Origin of the sequence: Streptomyces sp. NPDC096048, from assembly GCF_044763415.1 — a bacterium.
Lineage (GTDB): Bacteria > Actinomycetota > Actinomycetes > Streptomycetales > Streptomycetaceae > Streptomyces.
Genome location: NZ_JBIWGG010000005.1, coordinates 349318 through 365582 on the forward strand (window position 1 = coordinate 349318; position 16265 = coordinate 365582).

At 72.5% G+C, this 16265-nt stretch carries 18 protein-coding genes and 1 pseudogene; 9 read left to right on the plus strand and 10 right to left on the minus strand.

Annotated elements, in window-relative coordinates:
• Window positions 1-44: 44 nt before the first annotated feature.
• Window positions 45-731 carry a maleylpyruvate isomerase family mycothiol-dependent enzyme gene (locus ACIQ6R_RS15790; protein WP_404221738.1) on the minus strand — a complete coding sequence of 229 codons (687 nt, stop codon included), beginning with the start codon at window positions 729-731 and terminating at the stop codon, window positions 45-47.
• Window positions 732-856: 125 nt separating this feature from the next.
• On the opposite strand from ACIQ6R_RS15790, the gene ACIQ6R_RS15795 reads away from it, so the two are divergent.
• The 3 genes from ACIQ6R_RS15795 to ACIQ6R_RS15805 are packed head-to-tail and all read left to right on the plus strand — an operon-like array spanning window position 857 to window position 4574.
• Window positions 857-1432: a (2Fe-2S)-binding protein gene (locus tag ACIQ6R_RS15795; RefSeq protein WP_404221740.1), complete on the plus strand. Its 576-nt coding sequence runs from the start codon at window positions 857-859 to the stop codon at window positions 1430-1432.
• Window positions 1429-2421, plus strand: coding sequence for an FAD binding domain-containing protein (locus ACIQ6R_RS15800; RefSeq protein WP_404221742.1), 993 nt, complete (start codon window positions 1429-1431; stop codon window positions 2419-2421). The genes ACIQ6R_RS15795 and ACIQ6R_RS15800 overlap by 4 nt, the downstream gene beginning before the upstream one ends.
• A gap of 26 nt (window positions 2422-2447) precedes the next feature.
• A complete protein-coding gene (locus tag ACIQ6R_RS15805) occupies window positions 2448-4574 on the plus strand; it encodes a xanthine dehydrogenase family protein molybdopterin-binding subunit (RefSeq protein ID WP_404221744.1) in 2127 nt (708 codons plus the stop codon).
• 80 nt (window positions 4575-4654) lie between these two features.
• On the opposite strand, the gene ACIQ6R_RS15810 is transcribed toward ACIQ6R_RS15805, so the two are convergent.
• The gene (locus ACIQ6R_RS15810) at window positions 4655-6097 is read right to left on the minus strand and encodes a hypothetical protein (protein ID WP_404221746.1); all 1443 of its coding nucleotides are present in this window, start codon (window positions 6095-6097) and stop codon (window positions 4655-4657) included.
• A 219-nt stretch (window positions 6098-6316) separates the two neighbouring features.
• On the opposite strand from ACIQ6R_RS15810, the gene ACIQ6R_RS15815 reads away from it, so the two are divergent.
• The 3 genes from ACIQ6R_RS15815 to tgmB all read left to right on the plus strand — a co-directional run bounded on the left by ACIQ6R_RS15815 (window position 6317) and on the right by tgmB (window position 7954).
• Window positions 6317-6640 carry a YkvA family protein gene (locus tag ACIQ6R_RS15815; RefSeq protein ID WP_404221748.1) on the plus strand — a complete coding sequence of 108 codons (324 nt, stop codon included), beginning with the start codon at window positions 6317-6319 and terminating at the stop codon, window positions 6638-6640.
• Window positions 6641-6759: 119 nt separating this feature from the next.
• On the plus strand, window positions 6760-6951 hold the full coding sequence (gene tgmA, locus ACIQ6R_RS15820; protein ID WP_404178353.1) for a putative ATP-grasp-modified RiPP: 192 nt from the start codon (window positions 6760-6762) through the stop codon (window positions 6949-6951).
• Window positions 6952-6967: 16 nt separating this feature from the next.
• Window positions 6968-7954: an ATP-grasp ribosomal peptide maturase gene (gene tgmB, locus ACIQ6R_RS15825; protein ID WP_404178350.1), complete on the plus strand. Its 987-nt coding sequence runs from the start codon at window positions 6968-6970 to the stop codon at window positions 7952-7954.
• Between the two features lie 27 nt (window positions 7955-7981).
• On the opposite strand, the gene ACIQ6R_RS15830 is transcribed toward tgmB, so the two are convergent.
• Window positions 7982-8197 (minus strand): hypothetical protein, encoded by a 216-nt coding sequence (locus ACIQ6R_RS15830; protein ID WP_404178348.1) that lies wholly within the window; start codon window positions 8195-8197, stop codon window positions 7982-7984.
• 108 nt (window positions 8198-8305) lie between these two features.
• The gene (locus tag ACIQ6R_RS15835; RefSeq protein ID WP_404221750.1) at window positions 8306-8803 is read right to left on the minus strand and encodes a hypothetical protein; all 498 of its coding nucleotides are present in this window, start codon (window positions 8801-8803) and stop codon (window positions 8306-8308) included.
• A gap of 203 nt (window positions 8804-9006) precedes the next feature.
• Between ACIQ6R_RS15835 and ACIQ6R_RS15840 the strand changes: the two genes are divergently transcribed.
• The gene (locus ACIQ6R_RS15840; protein WP_404178343.1) at window positions 9007-9975 is read left to right on the plus strand and encodes a GlxA family transcriptional regulator; all 969 of its coding nucleotides are present in this window, start codon (window positions 9007-9009) and stop codon (window positions 9973-9975) included.
• Window positions 9976-10036: 61 nt separating this feature from the next.
• Here the strand turns inward: ACIQ6R_RS15840 and ACIQ6R_RS15845 are convergent, their stop codons facing one another.
• The 5 genes and pseudogenes from ACIQ6R_RS15845 to ACIQ6R_RS15865 form a co-directional block, all read right to left on the minus strand.
• Entirely contained in the window at window positions 10037-10300 is a 264-nt protein-coding gene (locus ACIQ6R_RS15845; protein ID WP_404178340.1) for a DUF5133 domain-containing protein, read from the minus strand.
• Window positions 10301-10484: 184 nt separating this feature from the next.
• Window positions 10485-10637 (minus strand): annotated as a pseudogene (locus ACIQ6R_RS15850) (ergot alkaloid biosynthesis protein); the annotation flags it as partial.
• A 99-nt stretch (window positions 10638-10736) separates the two neighbouring features.
• A complete protein-coding gene (locus ACIQ6R_RS15855) occupies window positions 10737-12506 on the minus strand; it encodes an ABC transporter ATP-binding protein (RefSeq protein ID WP_404221753.1) in 1770 nt (589 codons plus the stop codon).
• Window positions 12507-12674: 168 nt separating this feature from the next.
• Window positions 12675-13223: a hypothetical protein gene (locus ACIQ6R_RS15860; protein WP_404178328.1), complete on the minus strand. Its 549-nt coding sequence runs from the start codon at window positions 13221-13223 to the stop codon at window positions 12675-12677.
• Between the two features lie 28 nt (window positions 13224-13251).
• Complete coding sequence (locus ACIQ6R_RS15865) at window positions 13252-13830, minus strand: ATP-binding protein (RefSeq protein ID WP_404178325.1); 579 nt, start codon at window positions 13828-13830, stop codon at window positions 13252-13254.
• Window positions 13831-14010: 180 nt separating this feature from the next.
• Between ACIQ6R_RS15865 and ACIQ6R_RS15870 the strand changes: the two genes are divergently transcribed.
• Window positions 14011-14238 (plus strand): DUF397 domain-containing protein, encoded by a 228-nt coding sequence (locus tag ACIQ6R_RS15870; RefSeq protein WP_404178322.1) that lies wholly within the window; start codon window positions 14011-14013, stop codon window positions 14236-14238.
• Between the two features lie 157 nt (window positions 14239-14395).
• Window positions 14396-15316 (plus strand): helix-turn-helix domain-containing protein, encoded by a 921-nt coding sequence (locus ACIQ6R_RS15875; RefSeq protein ID WP_404221755.1) that lies wholly within the window; start codon window positions 14396-14398, stop codon window positions 15314-15316.
• 68 nt (window positions 15317-15384) lie between these two features.
• Here ACIQ6R_RS15875 and ACIQ6R_RS15880 read toward each other — a convergent pair whose 3' ends face one another.
• Window positions 15385-16203, minus strand: coding sequence for an SAM-dependent methyltransferase (locus ACIQ6R_RS15880; RefSeq protein ID WP_404221757.1), 819 nt, complete (start codon window positions 16201-16203; stop codon window positions 15385-15387).
• Window positions 16204-16265 lie beyond the last annotated feature (62 nt).

Genomic DNA, 16265 nt, shown 5'->3' on the forward strand with positions numbered 1-16265 from the left:
GCCCGGCGAGCGGCGCCGTCCGGACCGTCGGCCGGGCGGCTCGGTCAGCCGAAGAGCGGGAGGCGGTCCGCGTCGGATCCCAGGACGTGCCGTTCCCTCTCGGTGAGCGGTGTGCGGCCGGTGGCGGCGCGGGCGTAGTGCTCGTCGCTCCAGTCCAGCGGCACCGGGCGCCCCAGGAGTCCGTCGAGTGTGGCGCGGACCGCGGTCAGCCCGGCGCGTGACGGTCCCGGTGCGGTGGGCAGCGCCACGGTCAGATCGAGGTGGTGGACGGTCGCCTCGACGCCGAGGGTGGTGAGCAGGTCGGCGACGGTCAGGACGTGACCCTGGGTGCCCACTCGGCTCCGGGGCTCGGCCGTCGACGCGGCCGCGACCGTGGCCGCCGCCGTCTCCAGGTACAGGTCTTTCAGCCGGCCGAAGTCGGAGAACATGGCGGCGCAGGCCCGGTTCCAGCGCCGTCCCTGGGCCGCGCCGTCGGTATCGGGCGTCCAGTCCCGCCAGTAGGTGACGGCGTCCCGATCAGGGAGGTCGCCGGCGGGCGTGTGCAGGGCCACCAGGGCCCGCTGGGCGTCCGCGAGCAGGTGGAACACCAGATCGCGCACCGCCCATCCGGTGCAGTCGGTCGGCAGCCACGAATCGTCCTCCCCCAGCGGACGGACCACCGCCGCCAGGGCTTCGTAGGCGTCGCGCACGACGTGAGCCGGGTGTGTGCGTTCCTCGGATCCCGTGGTCATGGCGCCACCCTAGGGCGGGCCCGGCGACGGTCCGCCGACTGAGGGCACCCTCACGTGTCAGCCGGCCCGACCTGGATACGCGGACGGCACGGCAGCACGGCCCGTCCCGGAAGGTCATCGACGCCATGGACAGCCAGTACGACGAGGGCACCACCCCCGCTCCCCCACCCCAGACGTCCCAGACGTCCCGTTCGGAGACGACGCTCCGCGTCAACGGCAAACCGCACACCCTCACCGTCGACCACCGCCGGGTCCTGCTGGACCTCCTGAGGGAGGATCTCGGGCTCGCGGGCGCCAAGAAGGGCTGCGACCACGGGCAGTGCGGCGCCTGTACGGTCCTGGTCGACGGGCGGCGGGTCAACAGCTGCCTGCTGTTCGCCGTCGCCCTGGACGGCTGCGAGATCACCACCGTCGAGGGCCTCGCCGGCGACGGGGAGGAACTGCATCCGATGCAGCGGGCCTTCCTGGAGCGCGACGCCTTCCAGTGCGGGTACTGCACCCCGGGCCAGATCTGCTCCGCGGTCGGCGTGCTCGCCGAGGCCGCGGCCGGACACCCGTCCCACGTCACCGACCCGGCGACCCCCTCCGGTGAGCCCGTTCCGCTGGTCCGGGAGGAGATCCGCGAGCGGCTGAGCGGAAACATCTGCCGGTGCGGTGCGTATCCGCGCATCGCCGACGCCGTCGAGGACGTGATCCCGTGAAGCCCTTCGCCTACGTACGGGCCGGCAGCGTCGAGGAGGCCACCGACGCGTTCGCCGCCCATCCCGGCGCCCGTTACCTCGGCGGCGGCACCAACCTGGTCGACCTGATGAAGCTCGGCGTGGAGACGCCCGCCGCCCTCGTCGACGTCACCCGCCTCCCGCTGGACACGGTGGAGGAACTGCCCGACGGCGCGCTGCGGGTCGGCGCGATGGTCCGCAACAGCGACCTCGCGGCGCACCCCGCCGTCCGCGACCGCTACCCCGCGCTGTCCCAGGCCCTGCTGGCGGGCGCCTCGGGACAGCTGCGCAACGCCGCCACCACGGGCGGCAACCTGCTCCAGCGCACCCGCTGCCCCTACTTCCAGGACCTGTCCAAGCCCTGCAACAAGCGCGAGCCCGGCACCGGCTGCGGCGCGCTGGAGGGCGTGCACCGCGACCACGCGGTGCTCGGCCACTCCGAGCAGTGCATCGCCACCCACCCCTCGGACATGGCGGTGGCGCTCGCCGCCCTGGACGCGCGCGTCGAGCTGCACGGCCCCGAGGGGACGCGGAACGTACCCGCCGCCGACTTCCACCGGCTGCCGGGGCAGCACCCGGAGCGGGATACGGAGATCCACCCCGGCGAGCTGATCACCGCGGTGGTGCTGCCGTCCGCCACGGCCGGGCTGCCGTCGGCGTACCGCAAGGCCCGCGACCGGGCCTCGTACGCCTTCGCCCTGGCCTCCGTCGCCGTCGTCCTGCACCTGCGGGACGGGGTGGTGGACCGCGCCGGCATCGCCTTCGGGGCGCTGGCGCACCGGCCCTGGCGGGCGCGGCGGGCCGAGGACGCGCTGGTGGGCGCGGCGCCCACCACGGCGGCGTTCGAGCACGCCGTCGACCTGGAGCTGGCCGCCGCCGAGCCGCTGCGGGACAACGCCTACAAGGTGCCGCTGGCCCGCCGGCTGGCCCTGGACGTACTGGGCCGCCTCGCGCCGCCCGCCACCACCTGAAATCGGCGTCCACGAGGAGGACCCCCATGACCGGCACCGAAACCGTCCTGGGCGCTCCGGTCGAGCGCCGGGAGGGGCGGGAGAAGGTCACCGGCACCGCCCGGTACGCCGCCGAGTACGACGCCCCCCGCGCCCAGGCCTGGCCCGTGCCCGCGGCGGTCGCGCGGGGCCGGGTGACCGGCGTCGACCCGGCCCCCGCGCTCGCCCTGCCCGGCGTACTCGCGGTGCTCACGCACGAGAACGCGCCCCGGCTCGGGGACCCGGACGACCCCACCCTCGCCCTGCTGCAGAGCCCGCACGTCCCGCACCGGGGCTGGTTCGTGGGCCTGGTGGTGGCGGAGACCCTGGAGGCGGCGCGGGCCGGTGCCGCCGCCGTCCGCGTCACGTACGAGGCGGAGGACCACGACGTGACGCTCACCGCCTCTCATCCGCAGGCGTACGTCCCCGAGTCCGCCAACGGAGGGTTTCCGGCCGTCACCGAACACGGTGACCCCGACGGTGCCTTCGCCTCGTCGGCGACGCGGCTCGACGTCGAGTACCGGGTACCTCCGCTGCACAACCACCCGATGGAGCCGCACACCAGCACGGCGCGGTGGGACGGCGACCGGCTGACCGTGCACTCCTCCAGCCAGGGCACCAGTGCCGTGCGTGCGGAGCTGGCCAGGATGTTCGAGATGCCCGAGGACCGCATCACGGTCCTCGCCGAGCACGTGGGCGGCGGCTTCGGGTCGAAGGGTACGCCCCGCCCCGACGTGGTGCTGGCCGCGATGGCGGCACGCGAGACCGGCAGGCCGGTCACCGTCGCGCTGCCGCGCCGCTACCTGCCCGCCGTCGTCGGCCACCGCGCGCCGACCCTGCACCGGCTGCGCCTCGGCGCCGACGCGGGCGGCCGGCTCACGTCCCTCGTGCACGAGGTGACGACACACACCTCCCGGGTGAAGGAGTTCGTGGAACAGGCGGCGGTCCCCGCGCGCGTCATGTACGCCACCCCCGCCCTGCGCACGCTCCACCGCGTGGCCCGGCTCGATGTGCCCACACCGTCCTGGATGCGCGCCCCCGGCGAGTGCCCCGGCATGTACGCCCTGGAGTCCGCGGTGGACGAACTGGCCGTCGAACTGGGTATGGACCCGGTGGAGCTGCGGATCCGCAACGAGCCGGAGACCGAGCCCGACAGCGGCAAGCCGTTCAGCAGCAGGCATCTGGTGGAGTGTTTGCGCGAGGGGGCTCGCCGCTTCGGGTGGGAGGGCCGTGATCCGCGGCCGGGACCCCGCGGCACCGGTCCCCTGCTGGTCGGCAGCGGGGTGGCCGCGGCCACGTATCCGGTACTGGTGTCGCCGTGCGCGGCGTCCGCGCGGGCCCTGCCGGACGGCGGCTTCCTGGTGCGAGTCAACGCCACCGACATCGGCACGGGCGCCCGCACGGTCTGCGCCCAGGTGGCGGCCGACGCCCTCGGGGTCCCGCTGGACCGGGTCCGTATCGAAGTCGCCGACAGCGACATCGGTTTCGCGCCCATGGCCGGCGGCTCCTCGGGTACCGCCTCCTGGGGATGGGCCGTGCACGAGGCGTGTGTGCGGCTGACCGGCCGGCTGGCCGAGCATGCGGGGCCGCTGCCCGACGAGGGGATCGCGGCCGGCGCGGACACCTCCGGCACCGCAGACGCCGAGAGCCCCTACGCACGCCACGCGTTCGGCGCGCACTTCGCCGAGGTCACCGTCGACACGGTCACCGGCGAGGTCCGGGTGACGCGGCTGCTCGGTGTCTTCGCCGCGGGGCGCATCCTCAACGCCCGTACGGCGCGCTCGCAGTTCATCGGGGGCATGACGATGGGCCTGGGCATGGCGCTGACCGAGGACAGCACGGTGGACCCGGCGTTCGGTGACTTCACCGAGTCCGACCTGGCCTCGTACCACGTGCCCGCGCACGCCGACGTCGCGACGGTGGAGGCGCACTGGGTCGACGAGGAGGACGCCCACCTCAACCCCATGGGCAGCAAGGGCATCGGCGAGATCGGCATCGTCGGCTCGGCCGCGGCCGTCGGGAACGCGGTCCACCACGCCACGGGCATCCGCTTCCGGGAACTCCCGCTCACCCCGGACCGGGTGCTCACCGGCCTGCTCGAACACGAGCATCCCGCGGGCATGTTGGGGACCTGAGCGCGCACGTGGCCCGCGCCGGCTGTCCGGCGCGGACCACGTGCCGCACGGGGCGGACCGGGTGATCGGTCCGGGAGTGGTCAGTCCGCGGCGCGGCTCGCCCCGGTCATCGGGCGGGCCGACCAGCGCCTGACGGGCGCCTGCGAGGCCACCCGTACGCACAGGGCCAGAAGCGCGACCAGCGACGCGAGTACGGCGACCGCGACGGCGATCCAGGTGGGCGCCAGGGCCAGGTCCACAACCGGGGACACCCGAGCCGACGGGGTCACGCTGCCGTAGAGCTTGGCCGCGGCCAGCACCGCCGGTGCCACGACCGCCAACGCGAGCAGCGGTACGGCGGGCCGCACGGTGAGCAGCAGGGCCAGCACCAGGCAGAACGCCGACAGGCCGAGGGCGACCCCGTAGGCGCGGGCGGAGGCGTCGTTCTGGTGCAGCGGGAAGTAGGCCACCCCGCATCCGGCCAGGAGGGCGACGGTGAGCCAGGCCGGCCAGGCCGCACCCCGGGCGGCCCGGCGCCCCGTACGGTCGCGGTCACGTGAGGCAGGGTCCCGGTCACGGTCACGCGAGGCATGGTTCTGATCCCGGTGACGCGACGCGGGGTCCTGGTCGCGGTCACGCGACGCCTGCTCCTGGTCGCGGTCACGGCCCCGGCGGCGCAGGCGCGGTGTCCTGCGGCGTTCGCGGCCACCGCGGTCCGTCGCGCCGAAGGCGCCGGCCAGTCCCGCCGGGCGGGCGGCGGAATCCGGTCCGTCGTCCTCGCCGACCCCGTCCAGTGCCGCCCGCAGGTGCCGGGCGTCGGGGCGGTCCGGGCGTACCCGCCCGTCCTCGGCCAGCCGACCGATCAGCTCGACCAGCTCCTCGACGGGCCGGCCGGTGGCGGCGGCCCGGACGGCCTCCTGTCCGCAGTGCGGTTCCAGGGGTGTGCGGTGCAGCATTTCCATCAGCCGGGTGACGTCCTCGACCGAGCGGCACTCCGCCGCGGCCCGGATCGCCTCGTCCGCGCTGTCCGAATGGCGCGGCGGCCGGGTCAGCAGGCCGACCAGCCGGGTGACGTCCTCCACGGAGCGGTTCACGCCGACCGCGCGCAGGGCGTCGATCGTGGCCTGCGCGTACCGGGGGGACTGCTCCAGCATCGTGATCAGGTCGACGACCTCCTCCAGCGGCCGGTCGGCCACGGCGGCACGCACCAGGTCGCCGACGGGATCGCCGTACTCACGCACCGCTCCGTCGTGGGTGGCGGGTTCCTGGACGGAGGTCTCCTGAACGAAGGGCTCCTGCGGGACGGGTGCCGGTTCGTGAGGGACGGGTGCCGGTTGCTGGAGGACGGACGGTTGGGGGTCGGGCGGCTGAGGGGCGGGCGAGCGGGCGGCCGAGGGGTGGACGGTCGGCATCTCGGCGTCGGCCTGTGCGGCCGACGGACGCACCGGGTGCGTGCCGGTGGCCGTGGTCGTCTCCCCCGTGGGCAGGTCCACGGCGGATATGGCGTACTCGGGCGAACGAGGTGATGAAGAGCCGGTAGTCATGATCTCTCCGTGTGGTGGGGGTGCGGCCGCCCTGCGTCCCCGACATGCGACTCGCGCTGTGTGCTGACCATTACTAAGCACGTCCACCGCACCGTGCCACTGGAGTGGGCCACAGGGATGAGAGACCCTTGCGTGCGGACTTGTCGCCGCCCCGAGCGGGCATCCGGGGAGAGACGGCGTGTGCCGCGCAGCACGAGCACGCACCATGAGGAGGGGCGGGTGGATACGACCACAGTGGTGATCGTCGCGGCGGTGTTGCTCGCGGCGGTCGTCCTCGCGACGGCGGTCGGCGTCCTGGTGCGGCTGGTCCGCACCCGACGGGATCTCAGGCGGGCCGGTCTCCCCACCGGTCCGAGGTGGGTCTTCTGGGGCGCCGTCCTCTACTTGGTACTGCCGACCGACCTGGTGCCCGATCCCGTCTACCTGGACGACATCGGTGTACTGCTGCTCGCCCTGCGTTCGGCGCGCGGCTCTCTCGGCGGGCGGCGTAGCGCCCTGGAGCGGCGGGAAAGCACCGGTCCGCCCCATGACTACGCTGCGTAAGGAAACCAATCACCCGTTCGATTCGTATAAGTCTCTGGAAGCCGAAGGCAGTCGGCGGACCAGGCGACGGCACAAAGGAACCATCGCCTGCTCGGCGCAGCACCGACCAGGGAGAGACGATGAAACCGTTCGCCCTCGACTACGCACGTCCGGCGGTGGAGTTGGAAGCCACGACTCCCTACGTCTACGACTCCGGGCTGCAGTTGAACGTGCTTCTGGACGGGCGGGCGGCCGCCTGTGACCACGCGCTGCTGAGAGAACTGGGGACCACGACCTCCACCGCGGGGTCGAAGACTCACTTCGACGACTGAACACGGGCCGTCGAAAATGACCGTCCTGATCCTGACCTGTGAAGAGGACGTCACCGCGGACATGGTGGTCGTACACCTGAACGCGTCGGGAGTCCCGGTGGTCCGCCTGGACCCCGCCGACCTGACCGACTCCGTCGCGCTCTCCGGTGAGTTCGCGCACGGCTCCTTCCGGGGCCATCTGTCCTCGGGGGGCCGCCTGGTGAGCATCGGCGGTCTGCGGTCCGTCTGGGTACGCAGGCCGGGCCGCGCGGCCGCGCGGGCCGCCGAGCCCTCCGCGTGGCTGACCGAGGAGTCCGGACAGGCGCTCTACGGCATGCTCCGCGGCTGCGGGGCACGCTGGATGAACCAGCCCGACGCGGCGCACCGCGCCCGGTACAAGCCCTGGCAGCTGCGTCTCGCCCAGCAGTGCGGGCTGCCCGTGCCGGCCACGCTCATCACGACGTTCCCACGGGCGGCACGCGAGTTCGCCGAGCGCTACCCGGACCTGGTGGTCAAGCCCGTCTCGGGCGCCCATCCGCAGGACCCGCCCCTGGCGGTGCCGACCAGCAGGGTTCCGCCCGAGGCCGACTTCTCCGCCGTCGCCCACGGCCCGACCCTGCTGCAACGCCGGGTCGCCAAGCGTGCCGACATCCGCCTCACGGCCGTCGGCGACGAGTTGCTGGCCGCGCGGAAGGCGACCCTCGCGGGCTCGGACCCCGACGAGGTGGACGTCCGCTTCACGGCGTCCGCCGAGCCCTGGCGGCCCGCCGAGGTGCCGCCGCGTGTCGCCGAGGCCGTACGCGCCTACCTCCGCGCGGCGGGACTGGCCTACGGCGCCCTCGACTTCGCCGAGGACGGCGACGGAACCTGGTGGTTCCTGGAGTGCAATCAGTCGGGGCAGTTCGGCTTCGTCGAGGTGGACACGGGCCAGCCCATCGCCCGCACCATCGCCGAGTGGCTGTCCCGGCCCGGCCCCGAGGATCCGGTGGACGCGGGAGGCCCCGGCACGATGGTCGCCGGTTGAGGTGCGGTGTGCCCTGGCCGCCGGCCCTCAGTGCGGGCGCGGGCCGGGCAGCAGGGCGGTACGTTGCCAGCCGGCGCCGGGGGACGGCGGCCGTTCGGCGCCGGGCAGGTGGCCGGGTGAGCGCAGCGGGCGCATGACGACCTCCAGCTCCCTGCTCACGCGCTCGGCGTCCCGCCGCACCTGCTCGGGGACGTCACCGCGTTCGGCGACGAGTCGGTCGTAGATGGGGGAATCCTGGAACACCCGTCAACGTGCCTTTCGTGTCGTCCGCCCCCGTACGGAGGCGCGACTGAGCAGTCTAGGCGCCCGTTCACCCGGTGGTGCGCATTCCACCCACAAGGTGACGACGGCTCACGCGCCGGTGGTGGAGCCGGGCCGGACGATCATGAGGACCGTGACCGTGGCCCACAGCAGGTTGAACAGGCCGGTGAACATGGCGAGCCGGGCGGTACGGGCGGGCTCGACGGGCTGCCGGTCGGTCAGCTGCTCCAGGAGTTCCTCCTGACGGGGCAGGACGAAGGCGATCAGGAGGCCGGCGGCGGCCGCGGTCAGCGCGATGGATGTGATGAGCCAAGCGTCTCCCAGGACGCCCATCGCCGCGGCGGTGGCGAAGCCGAGGACCGGCACCGCGATGCCGAGACCGGCGTAGACCCGGCAGATGCGGTGCAGCAGCCGGACGGTGCCCACGTCCTCGGCATCGGTTCCCTCCCCCGCCCCCGCACCCGCCCCCGCAGGCACCGGCACCGTCACCCGCCGGGCGGCAGGCGGGAACATGCTGGCCGCGACGGTGACGGGCCCGATGGCGATGATGGCGGCCAGGACGTGGAGGGACAGCAGGATCTTGGTCATCGGTCGGGGCTCCGGGAGGCGGTTCGGGCGATGCGGTCGGAGCCAGGCTAGAAAGACGGCGGGCGATCGCACAGAGGCGGAAACGACAGCTTCCAACGGAATCTCGCCAACGTCTTCACCAGGGGAGATCCGGCAGAGGTAGGGGAAGTGAGGGCTGCGCCAGGGGTTCTGCCCCCGGCGGGAATCCGTCTATCGTGGCGGCCATGCACTCGGTGGCGATCCTGGTCCTCGACGACGTGGTGCCGTTCGACATGGCGGCGCCCATGCAGACGTTCGACTGGACGCGGCTGCCCGACGGGCGCAGGCCGTACCGGGTCCGGCTGTGCGCGGAGTCGTCCGAGGTGCGCACGGAGGGGCTCGCCCTCCGTATCGACCGAGGCCTGGAGGCGCTGGAGTCCGCCGACACGATCATCGTGCCGGGCCGCTCCGAGGAGCACGGCCCTCCCTCGGAGCGCGTCCTCGCGGCGCTGCGGCGGGCGGCCGGTGCCGGTACGCGGATCGCCTCGGTGTGCGTGGGCGCCTTCGTGCTCGCGGAAGCCGGGCTGCTGGACGGGCTGCGGGCCACCACCCACTGGGTCGCCGCGGCGGAACTGGCCCGCCGCTACCCGCGCGTGGAGGTGCAGCCGGACGTGCTCTACGTCGACAACGGGCAGATCCTCACGTCCGCGGGCGCCGCCGCCGGTCTGGACATGTGCCTGCACATGATCCGCCGGGATCTGGGATCGGCCGTCGCCGCGCACGCCGCCCGGATGTGTGTCGTGCCGCTGGAACGGGAGGGCGGCCAGGCCCAGTTCATCGTGCACGAGCGCCCGCCCGTGCCGCGGGGCTCGGATCTGGAGCCGCTGCTGGAGTGGATCGAGGACAACCTGGCCGGGGAGGTCACCCTCGGGGCGATGGCGGCGCGCTCGGGCATGAGCGAGCGCACCTTCAGCCGACGGTTCCGCGAACAGACGGGCACCACGCCGCTGCAGTGGCTGCTGCGGGCACGGGTGCGGCGCGCCCAGTACCTGCTGGAGAACGGCGACCACTCGATCGAACGGATCGCGCGGCAGGCAGGATTCGGCTCACCCACCGCCTTCCGGGAGCGGTTCCGCCGGGTGGTCGGCACCACTCCGTACGCCTATCGCGCCGCGTTCCACGGGAAGCGGGCCGCGTCGGCGGGCCCCGCGTAGGGCCCGCCTGGCGGATCGTCCCGGCGCCTTCGGCCCGACGCGGGCACCGGCTCGGACGGGGTCACACGGCCAGCGACAGGCCGCTCTCCCCGTCCGGGTCCGCCGCGCGGACGGCGTCCGGAGTCCGTCCCTTGGCGAGCAGCAGCGCGTCCGCCTTGGCCACCGCGTCGTGGATGCTGGTCGTCGCCGTCATCACGCAGAGCGTGTAGCTGACGTCCGCCAGCTCCCGAGCCGTCGCCGGACTCCCCCTCTCCGCCTGAGCGATCCGCAGCGACGCGTACCGCGTCAGCAACTCCCTGACGACCTTCGGGTCCGGTTCGAGCACGAAGCGCCCCTCTCTCGAGTTTCGCTGCGTATGCCCGAACCCGTCCGGAGCAATCACACCGTGCGTTCTCCTGCTCGCAATTGACGAAAATCCATCGCTTCGTGTCCGACCGTCATCGCGTGCGGGCGACGACTTGGTTGAAAAGAGACAGAACGGGAGCGCGCCCTGCCCGTTCACATGTCACTCACCGCGCACCGAACTCCCGTCCCAGCACCTCCCGAAACCCGCGCGGCGCTCGGCCGGTGACGCGCTGCACAGTGTCGGTGGTGCGGTCCTCGGCCCCCCGGGCGATGGCGCGGTCCATGTCGGCCAGCATCGCGGCGAATTCCGGCGGCACCAGTGTCCTGACACCCCGTCCGCGCCCGACACCCCGACGGTGGCCTGATGCCCCCGACCGGAGCCTGACGCCCGGGGCGCGGCCCGCCGGGCCCCGGTATCAGGCGACCTGGCCGCTGTGCAGTGCCGCGTACGCCCCTCCCCTGCCCAGCAGTTCCTCGTGGGTACCGGTCTCCTGGATCCGGCCGTCGCCCATCACCACGATCCGGTCCGCACCCCGCACGGTGGACAGCCGGTGCGCGACGACGAACGTGGTGCGCCCGCGCAGCAGCCTGGCCAGCGCCTGCTGGACGAGCGCCTCCGATCGGGTGTCCAGCGCCGAGGTGGCCTCGTCCAGGATGAGCACCCTGGGGTCCCGGATCAGGGCGCGGGCGATGGCCAGGCGCTGCCGCTGGCCGCCGGACAGCCGTGCGCCGTGCTCCCCGACCAGGGCGTCGAGGCCGCGCGGCAGCCGGTCGACGAACTCCAGCGCGTTGGCGTCCCGCAGAGCGGCGCGCACCGTCTCCTCGTCGGCGTCGTCCATGCCGTAGGCGACGTTCTCCCGGATCGTGCCGTCGAAGAGGATGGACTCCTGCGGCACCACCGAGACGAAGCGCCGGTACGTGCGCAGGTCGAGGGTGCTGATGTCGGTGCCGTCGAGCAGCAGCCGGCCCGAGGTCGGACGCAGGAAGCCGATGACCAGGTTGAGGACGGTGGACTTGCCGGCGCCGGACGCGCCCACCAGGGCGATGGTCTCGCCGGGGCGGACCGCGAGCGTGAAGTCGCTCACCGCGGGCCGCCCGTCACTCTCGTAGACGTGCCCGACGCCCTCGAAGGTGACGGCCCCGCGCAGCGAGGTCAGCTCCGCCTTGCCCTCGTTGTCCTCCAGTTCGGGAGCCTGGAGGACCTCGCCGACCGAACGGACGGACTCCAGGCCCTTGGTGATCACCGGAGCCAGTCCTGCCAACGTTGTCGTGGAGTTGGTGAGGGTGGTCAGGAAGGCGCTGAGCATGACGACATCGCCGGCGGTGACGCCCCAGACGTCGTGGTACGAGATCAGCGCGGCGCCCGCGAGGACCAGTACGCCGACCACGTTGAGCACGACCCAGGACAGCGAGCCGAAGCGGCCGTTGACCAGGTCCAGGCGGTTGCCGGAGGTCAGCAGGCGGTCCAGGGTGCCGTCCATGCGGCGCAGCGCCTTGCCCTCCAGGCCGTGCGCACGGGTGACCGGGATGAGCCGGGTCATCTCCGTGACCCTGGAGGACAGGGTCTCGACCTCGTGACGGAAGTGCTCGTTGTGGCTGCGCAGCCGGGCGCGGAGGCGGGCCACGAGGAGGGAGGCGGCGGGCACGACGACGAGGAAGACCGGCAGGAACTCGGGTGTGCGCACGGCGATGATGACCAGGCCGCCGGTGAGGACGGTGAACGCGCCCAGCCCCGTCTCCGCGGTCTGTTGCACCATCTGCTCCACCGTCTCCACGTCCCGGACGACCTTGGCCTGCAGGACCCCGGCGCTGACGCGCGAGTGGTAGCCGATGGAGAGCTGCTGCATGCGGGTGCACAGCGCGGAGCGCAGGGCGGTGCCCATGCGGCGCACGCTGCCGTACAGGAGACGGACGTACAGAAGGTGCAGTGGGTAGTTGACCACCAGGATGAACATGATGATCCCGGTGGCGGCCCACAGGTCGCCGATCGGTCCGTGCTGGACGACGGTGTCGATGATCGACGCGGTGATGAGGGGCAGCAGCCAGACGGGGCTGTGCTTGACGGTGAAGACGGCGACCGCTCCCGCCAGACGGCGGCGGTCGGCGCGGAACAGGTAGACGAGCGTGCGTATCGGGTGTTCGCCCCGGTAGCGGTGATCGAGTGGCTTTTCGGGCGGCGACGCCATCGGCGTGGTCCTCCTGGTGACCGAGTGGGGCAAGCGCTTTCTCCCGCGCTTTCCTACCCCCTCGGCGAGGAGTACGCCACACCGTTCCGAAGGCCGGTACGCCGGTACGCGTGCACCTCGGCGAGTCGGAAGGAGACCCGCGCCTTCTCCCCCGCGGAGGGGCGGGCCTCAGTCTCCGAGTGTGCGGGCCAGTTCGGTGGTGGCCCGCGCGATCTCGCTGTCGCCCTCGGCCAGCAGCCGCTCCAGCCCGTCCCGCCGGGCGCGGACGGCCTGCCGCGCCGCGCGCTCCCACGCCACGGGGTTCTCCCGGTGGTTGAGCAGCTTGGGGTAGGCGGTGGCGGTGGTCTCCCACTGGCGGGCGTCGGCGATGTTCTTGAGCAGCTGGATGATCTGCGCCCGGCAGCTCACCTGGGGCCGCTGCGCCAGTTCCCACAGGAAGGGGACGGTCGCGGCGGTGGCCTGTTCGACGACGAAGCCGTACTGGCAGATGCGTTTCCGCAGATCGCCGAGGGCGGCACGGGCGGTCTCGGCGTCACCCCAGGCGACCTTGCGCAGCAGCCGGGGAATGGCCGCGGCGGAGCCGCTGGAGTCCTGGATCTCGCTCCAGGGCACACCGTCCAGCCCCGCGAGGGGGCCGGCGGCCCGGGGCGAGCCGGGCGGCTGCGTCTGACGGTCGGTGCGCCGGGTGCTCGGCTCGGGTGTCGGAGCGCTGCGCATGGTGTGGGGCCCTTCCGCGGCAGTCGGATCAGGTGAGGGGGCGGGTCGACAACTTGACCCAGACGGTCTTCCCCGCCGGAGGCCTCGGGGTCCAGCCCCATTCCTCCGCGAGGGCGTCGACGATGCACAGGCCGCGTCCGTGCTCCTGGAGAGCGGAGATTCCGGACGGGGCGAACACGGGCGCGTTGTCCCCGGGATCGGAGACGGTCAGCGTCAGGTGGTCGGAGTCCAGGGCGAGTCCCAGCCTGACCTCGGGTGCGCCGGCCGCCGCTGACGGCACCGCGTGCCGCACGGCGTTGGAGACGAGTTCGGTGATCACGAGGACCGCGTCGTCGGCGTGCCGGTCCAGGGACCAGCCGCTCAGCGTGTCCCGCGTGAAGCCCCGGGCCCGGGCGAACCCCTCGCCGCTGCACGCGACGCGCAGCACCGCGGAAGCGGGTCGGCCGCCTGGGGCCTGGTGCTTCGCGTGGTGAGCGAGGGACGGCCACTCGCCTCGGCGGGCGGCCGGTCGCGCCGTGCGCGGGAGCTCTCCGAACCGGCTCGCCGGGCCTGCCTCCGATACGGGCTCGCCGGGCGACCGGAGCGTTGGATGCGCAGGTGACGACACGGCATCTCCCTGATGCGACGTCAGAACGGGGCGCTAACCGAGGGGTTGACGCCACGGCTATTATCCACGCTGACAGCGCTCGTGTGCAATTGCACGAGAAATTGCGCGAAAAAAATCGGATGGGAGCGCACGGGGACCGACAGGGCTCGGTCCGCTCCCCCGAACGGCAAGGAGACCGCGGTGCCACCAGTGTGCAACGGAGTGCAGGCCAGCCTGTTGGACGCCTGTTGGAAGAAGAGTCGGCACAGCAACGCCGAGGGCAACTGCGTCGAGGTCGCCCTCGTGGACGGAGGCATCGCGATGCGCAACTCCCGCGATCCGGACGGTCCCGCGCTCGTCTACACCTCCGCGGAGGTGGCCGCCTTCCTGGCCGGGGCGAAGGAGGGCGAGTTCGACCATCTGCTGTGAAGCGGGCTGCTGGGCAGCGGGGCCGGGAGCGGCCGGCGACGCGGGCGGCCATCGTGAAGCGGAGGCCAACTACCCGTTTTCCACGGGCCGATGCGGCGGGCACATGCGGGATGAGATAGTGTGGTTTCTCAAGTCTGCCGGTCTGCTGGGAGTCAGGATGTCCGCCGCATCGCATCGCATCTCCCGTCTCGAACCTTATCTGGACCGGGCCGAGCCGGCTCCGACTCTCCTGAAGATGCTCGTCGGCGTTCAGCTGGCGGGCTTCCGCGAGGACGCCGGCCTCTCCCAGGAACAGGCGGCGCGCGACATCGGGTTCAGCCCGGCGAAGCTCTCCCGCATCGAGTCGGGCAAGGGCCGCAAACCTCCGTCGGAGACGGACGTCCGCGCGCTCCTGGAGCGGTACGGCACCGACGCCTACGAGGCCTCGGTCCTGGTCAAGCTGTTGCAGCGGGCCGGCGAACCGGGCTGGTGGCAGCGGTACGACAAGCGCCTCATGCCCGAGTGGTTCGACCGTCTGGTCGGACTCCAGGAGGCCGCGGCGACCATCCGGACCTTCGAGATCCAGTACGTCCCCGGCCTGCTCCAGACCGCGGACTACACCCGGGCCGTGGTCGAGCGGGGCCTGCCGAACGCTCCCGCCGGCGAGGTCCAGCGTCGTGTCGAACTGCGTATGCGGCGCGCCGAGTTGCTGGGCCGCGGTGACGCACCTCAGTTGTGGGCGATCATCGACGAGTCCGTGCTGCTGCGGGTACTGGGCAGCCGCGAGGTCATGCGCGCGCAGCTCGCCCACCTCGTCGAGATGGCCGGGAAGCCCCATGTGACGCTGCAGATCGTGCCGCTGGACGTGACGAACGCGTCGGCGCCCGCGATCCCGGTGACCTATCTGCGTTTCGGCGGCATCGACCTGCCCGACGTGGTCTACCTGGAGCACATCAAGAGCGCCAACTTCCTCGAGGACCGCGACGAGACCGAGGAGTACCGGGTCGCGCTGGACCGCCTGGCCGACGAGGCGCTCACTCCGCGCGAGTCCCGAGATCTGCTGCGCGAGACGATGGCGCAGCGCTACGCCGAGAAGTAGCGAGGCCACGACGCGAACGCGCCAGAGAAGGGCCGCACGCGTGGCGCGCGGCCCTGACGTTCTCCTCGCTAGCGGATGCGGCCCAGGCCGCCGAACTCGATCCACTCGTCGGTGAGCTGGCGCGGAGCCACCTCACTGTCCGGACGCCAGGTCGAGACCTCCACCAGGCCCGGCTCCAGGATGTCCATGCCCTCGAAGTAGGCCTCGACGTCCTTGGGCTCGCGGACCCGGCCCCAGTTCCCCTGCGTCGCCTGGTCCATGAAGGCCGTGACGGATTCCCGCACCTCGGCGTCCTCACTGACCAACTGGCACATCACGGCGTAACTCCCGGGCACCAGCCGCTCGGTGACGCGGCGGATCACGGCCATCGGACCGTCGGTGTCGCTGTCCGGGATGCAGTGGAAGACCGAGTTGAACAGCACGGCCACCGGCTGCGAGAAGTCGATCAGGCGCTGGGTGTCCGGGTGGGAGAAGATCTCCTCCGTCGCACGCATGTCGGCGTGGATGACGGCGGTCCGGTCGTTCTGGTCGAGCAGCGCGCGGCCGTGGACCAGCACCATCGGGTCGTTGTCCACGTAGACGACCCGGGAGTCGGGGGCGACACGCTGAGCGACCTGGTGGACGTTGTCCTGCGTGGGCAAGCCGGAACCGTGGTCCAGGAACTGGCGGATGCCGTAGTCCTCCGCGAGGGTCCTGACGACGCGCTGCAGGAAACGCCGGTTGTTCAGCGCGAGCCGACGGGTGCTGGGGACGACCTTGTCGAGCTCCCCGACCGCCGCCCGGTCGGCCGCGTAGTTGTCCTTGCCGCCCAGGTAGTAGTCGTACATACGTGCGGCCGTTGGCACGTTGGCGTCGATCTCCGTGGACAACCGCTTGTCGGCTTGCATCGTTCCCCCAGCTCTGTACCGCGCCAACTGCACTGGCATGACCGAGAGTACATCCTAGAGAC

Coding starts and splice junctions, on each gene's coding strand:
- ACIQ6R_RS15790 (WP_404221738.1), bottom strand. CDS start 731: ATGACCACGGGATCCGAGGAACGCACACACCCGGCTCACGTCGTGCGC.
- ACIQ6R_RS15795 (WP_404221740.1), top strand. CDS start 857: ATGGACAGCCAGTACGACGAGGGCACCACCCCCGCTCCCCCACCCCAG.
- ACIQ6R_RS15805 (WP_404221744.1), top strand. CDS start 2,448: ATGACCGGCACCGAAACCGTCCTGGGCGCTCCGGTCGAGCGCCGGGAG.
- ACIQ6R_RS15810 (WP_404221746.1), bottom strand. CDS start 6,097: ATGACTACCGGCTCTTCATCACCTCGTTCGCCCGAGTACGCCATATCC.
- tgmA (WP_404178353.1), top strand. CDS start 6,760: ATGAAACCGTTCGCCCTCGACTACGCACGTCCGGCGGTGGAGTTGGAA.
- tgmB (WP_404178350.1), top strand. CDS start 6,968: ATGACCGTCCTGATCCTGACCTGTGAAGAGGACGTCACCGCGGACATG.
- ACIQ6R_RS15835 (WP_404221750.1), bottom strand. CDS start 8,803: ATGACCAAGATCCTGCTGTCCCTCCACGTCCTGGCCGCCATCATCGCC.
- ACIQ6R_RS15840 (WP_404178343.1), top strand. CDS start 9,007: ATGCACTCGGTGGCGATCCTGGTCCTCGACGACGTGGTGCCGTTCGAC.
- ACIQ6R_RS15855 (WP_404221753.1), bottom strand. CDS start 12,506: ATGGCGTCGCCGCCCGAAAAGCCACTCGATCACCGCTACCGGGGCGAA.
- ACIQ6R_RS15860 (WP_404178328.1), bottom strand. CDS start 13,223: ATGCGCAGCGCTCCGACACCCGAGCCGAGCACCCGGCGCACCGACCGT.
- ACIQ6R_RS15875 (WP_404221755.1), top strand. CDS start 14,396: ATGTCCGCCGCATCGCATCGCATCTCCCGTCTCGAACCTTATCTGGAC.
- ACIQ6R_RS15880 (WP_404221757.1), bottom strand. CDS start 16,203: ATGCAAGCCGACAAGCGGTTGTCCACGGAGATCGACGCCAACGTGCCA.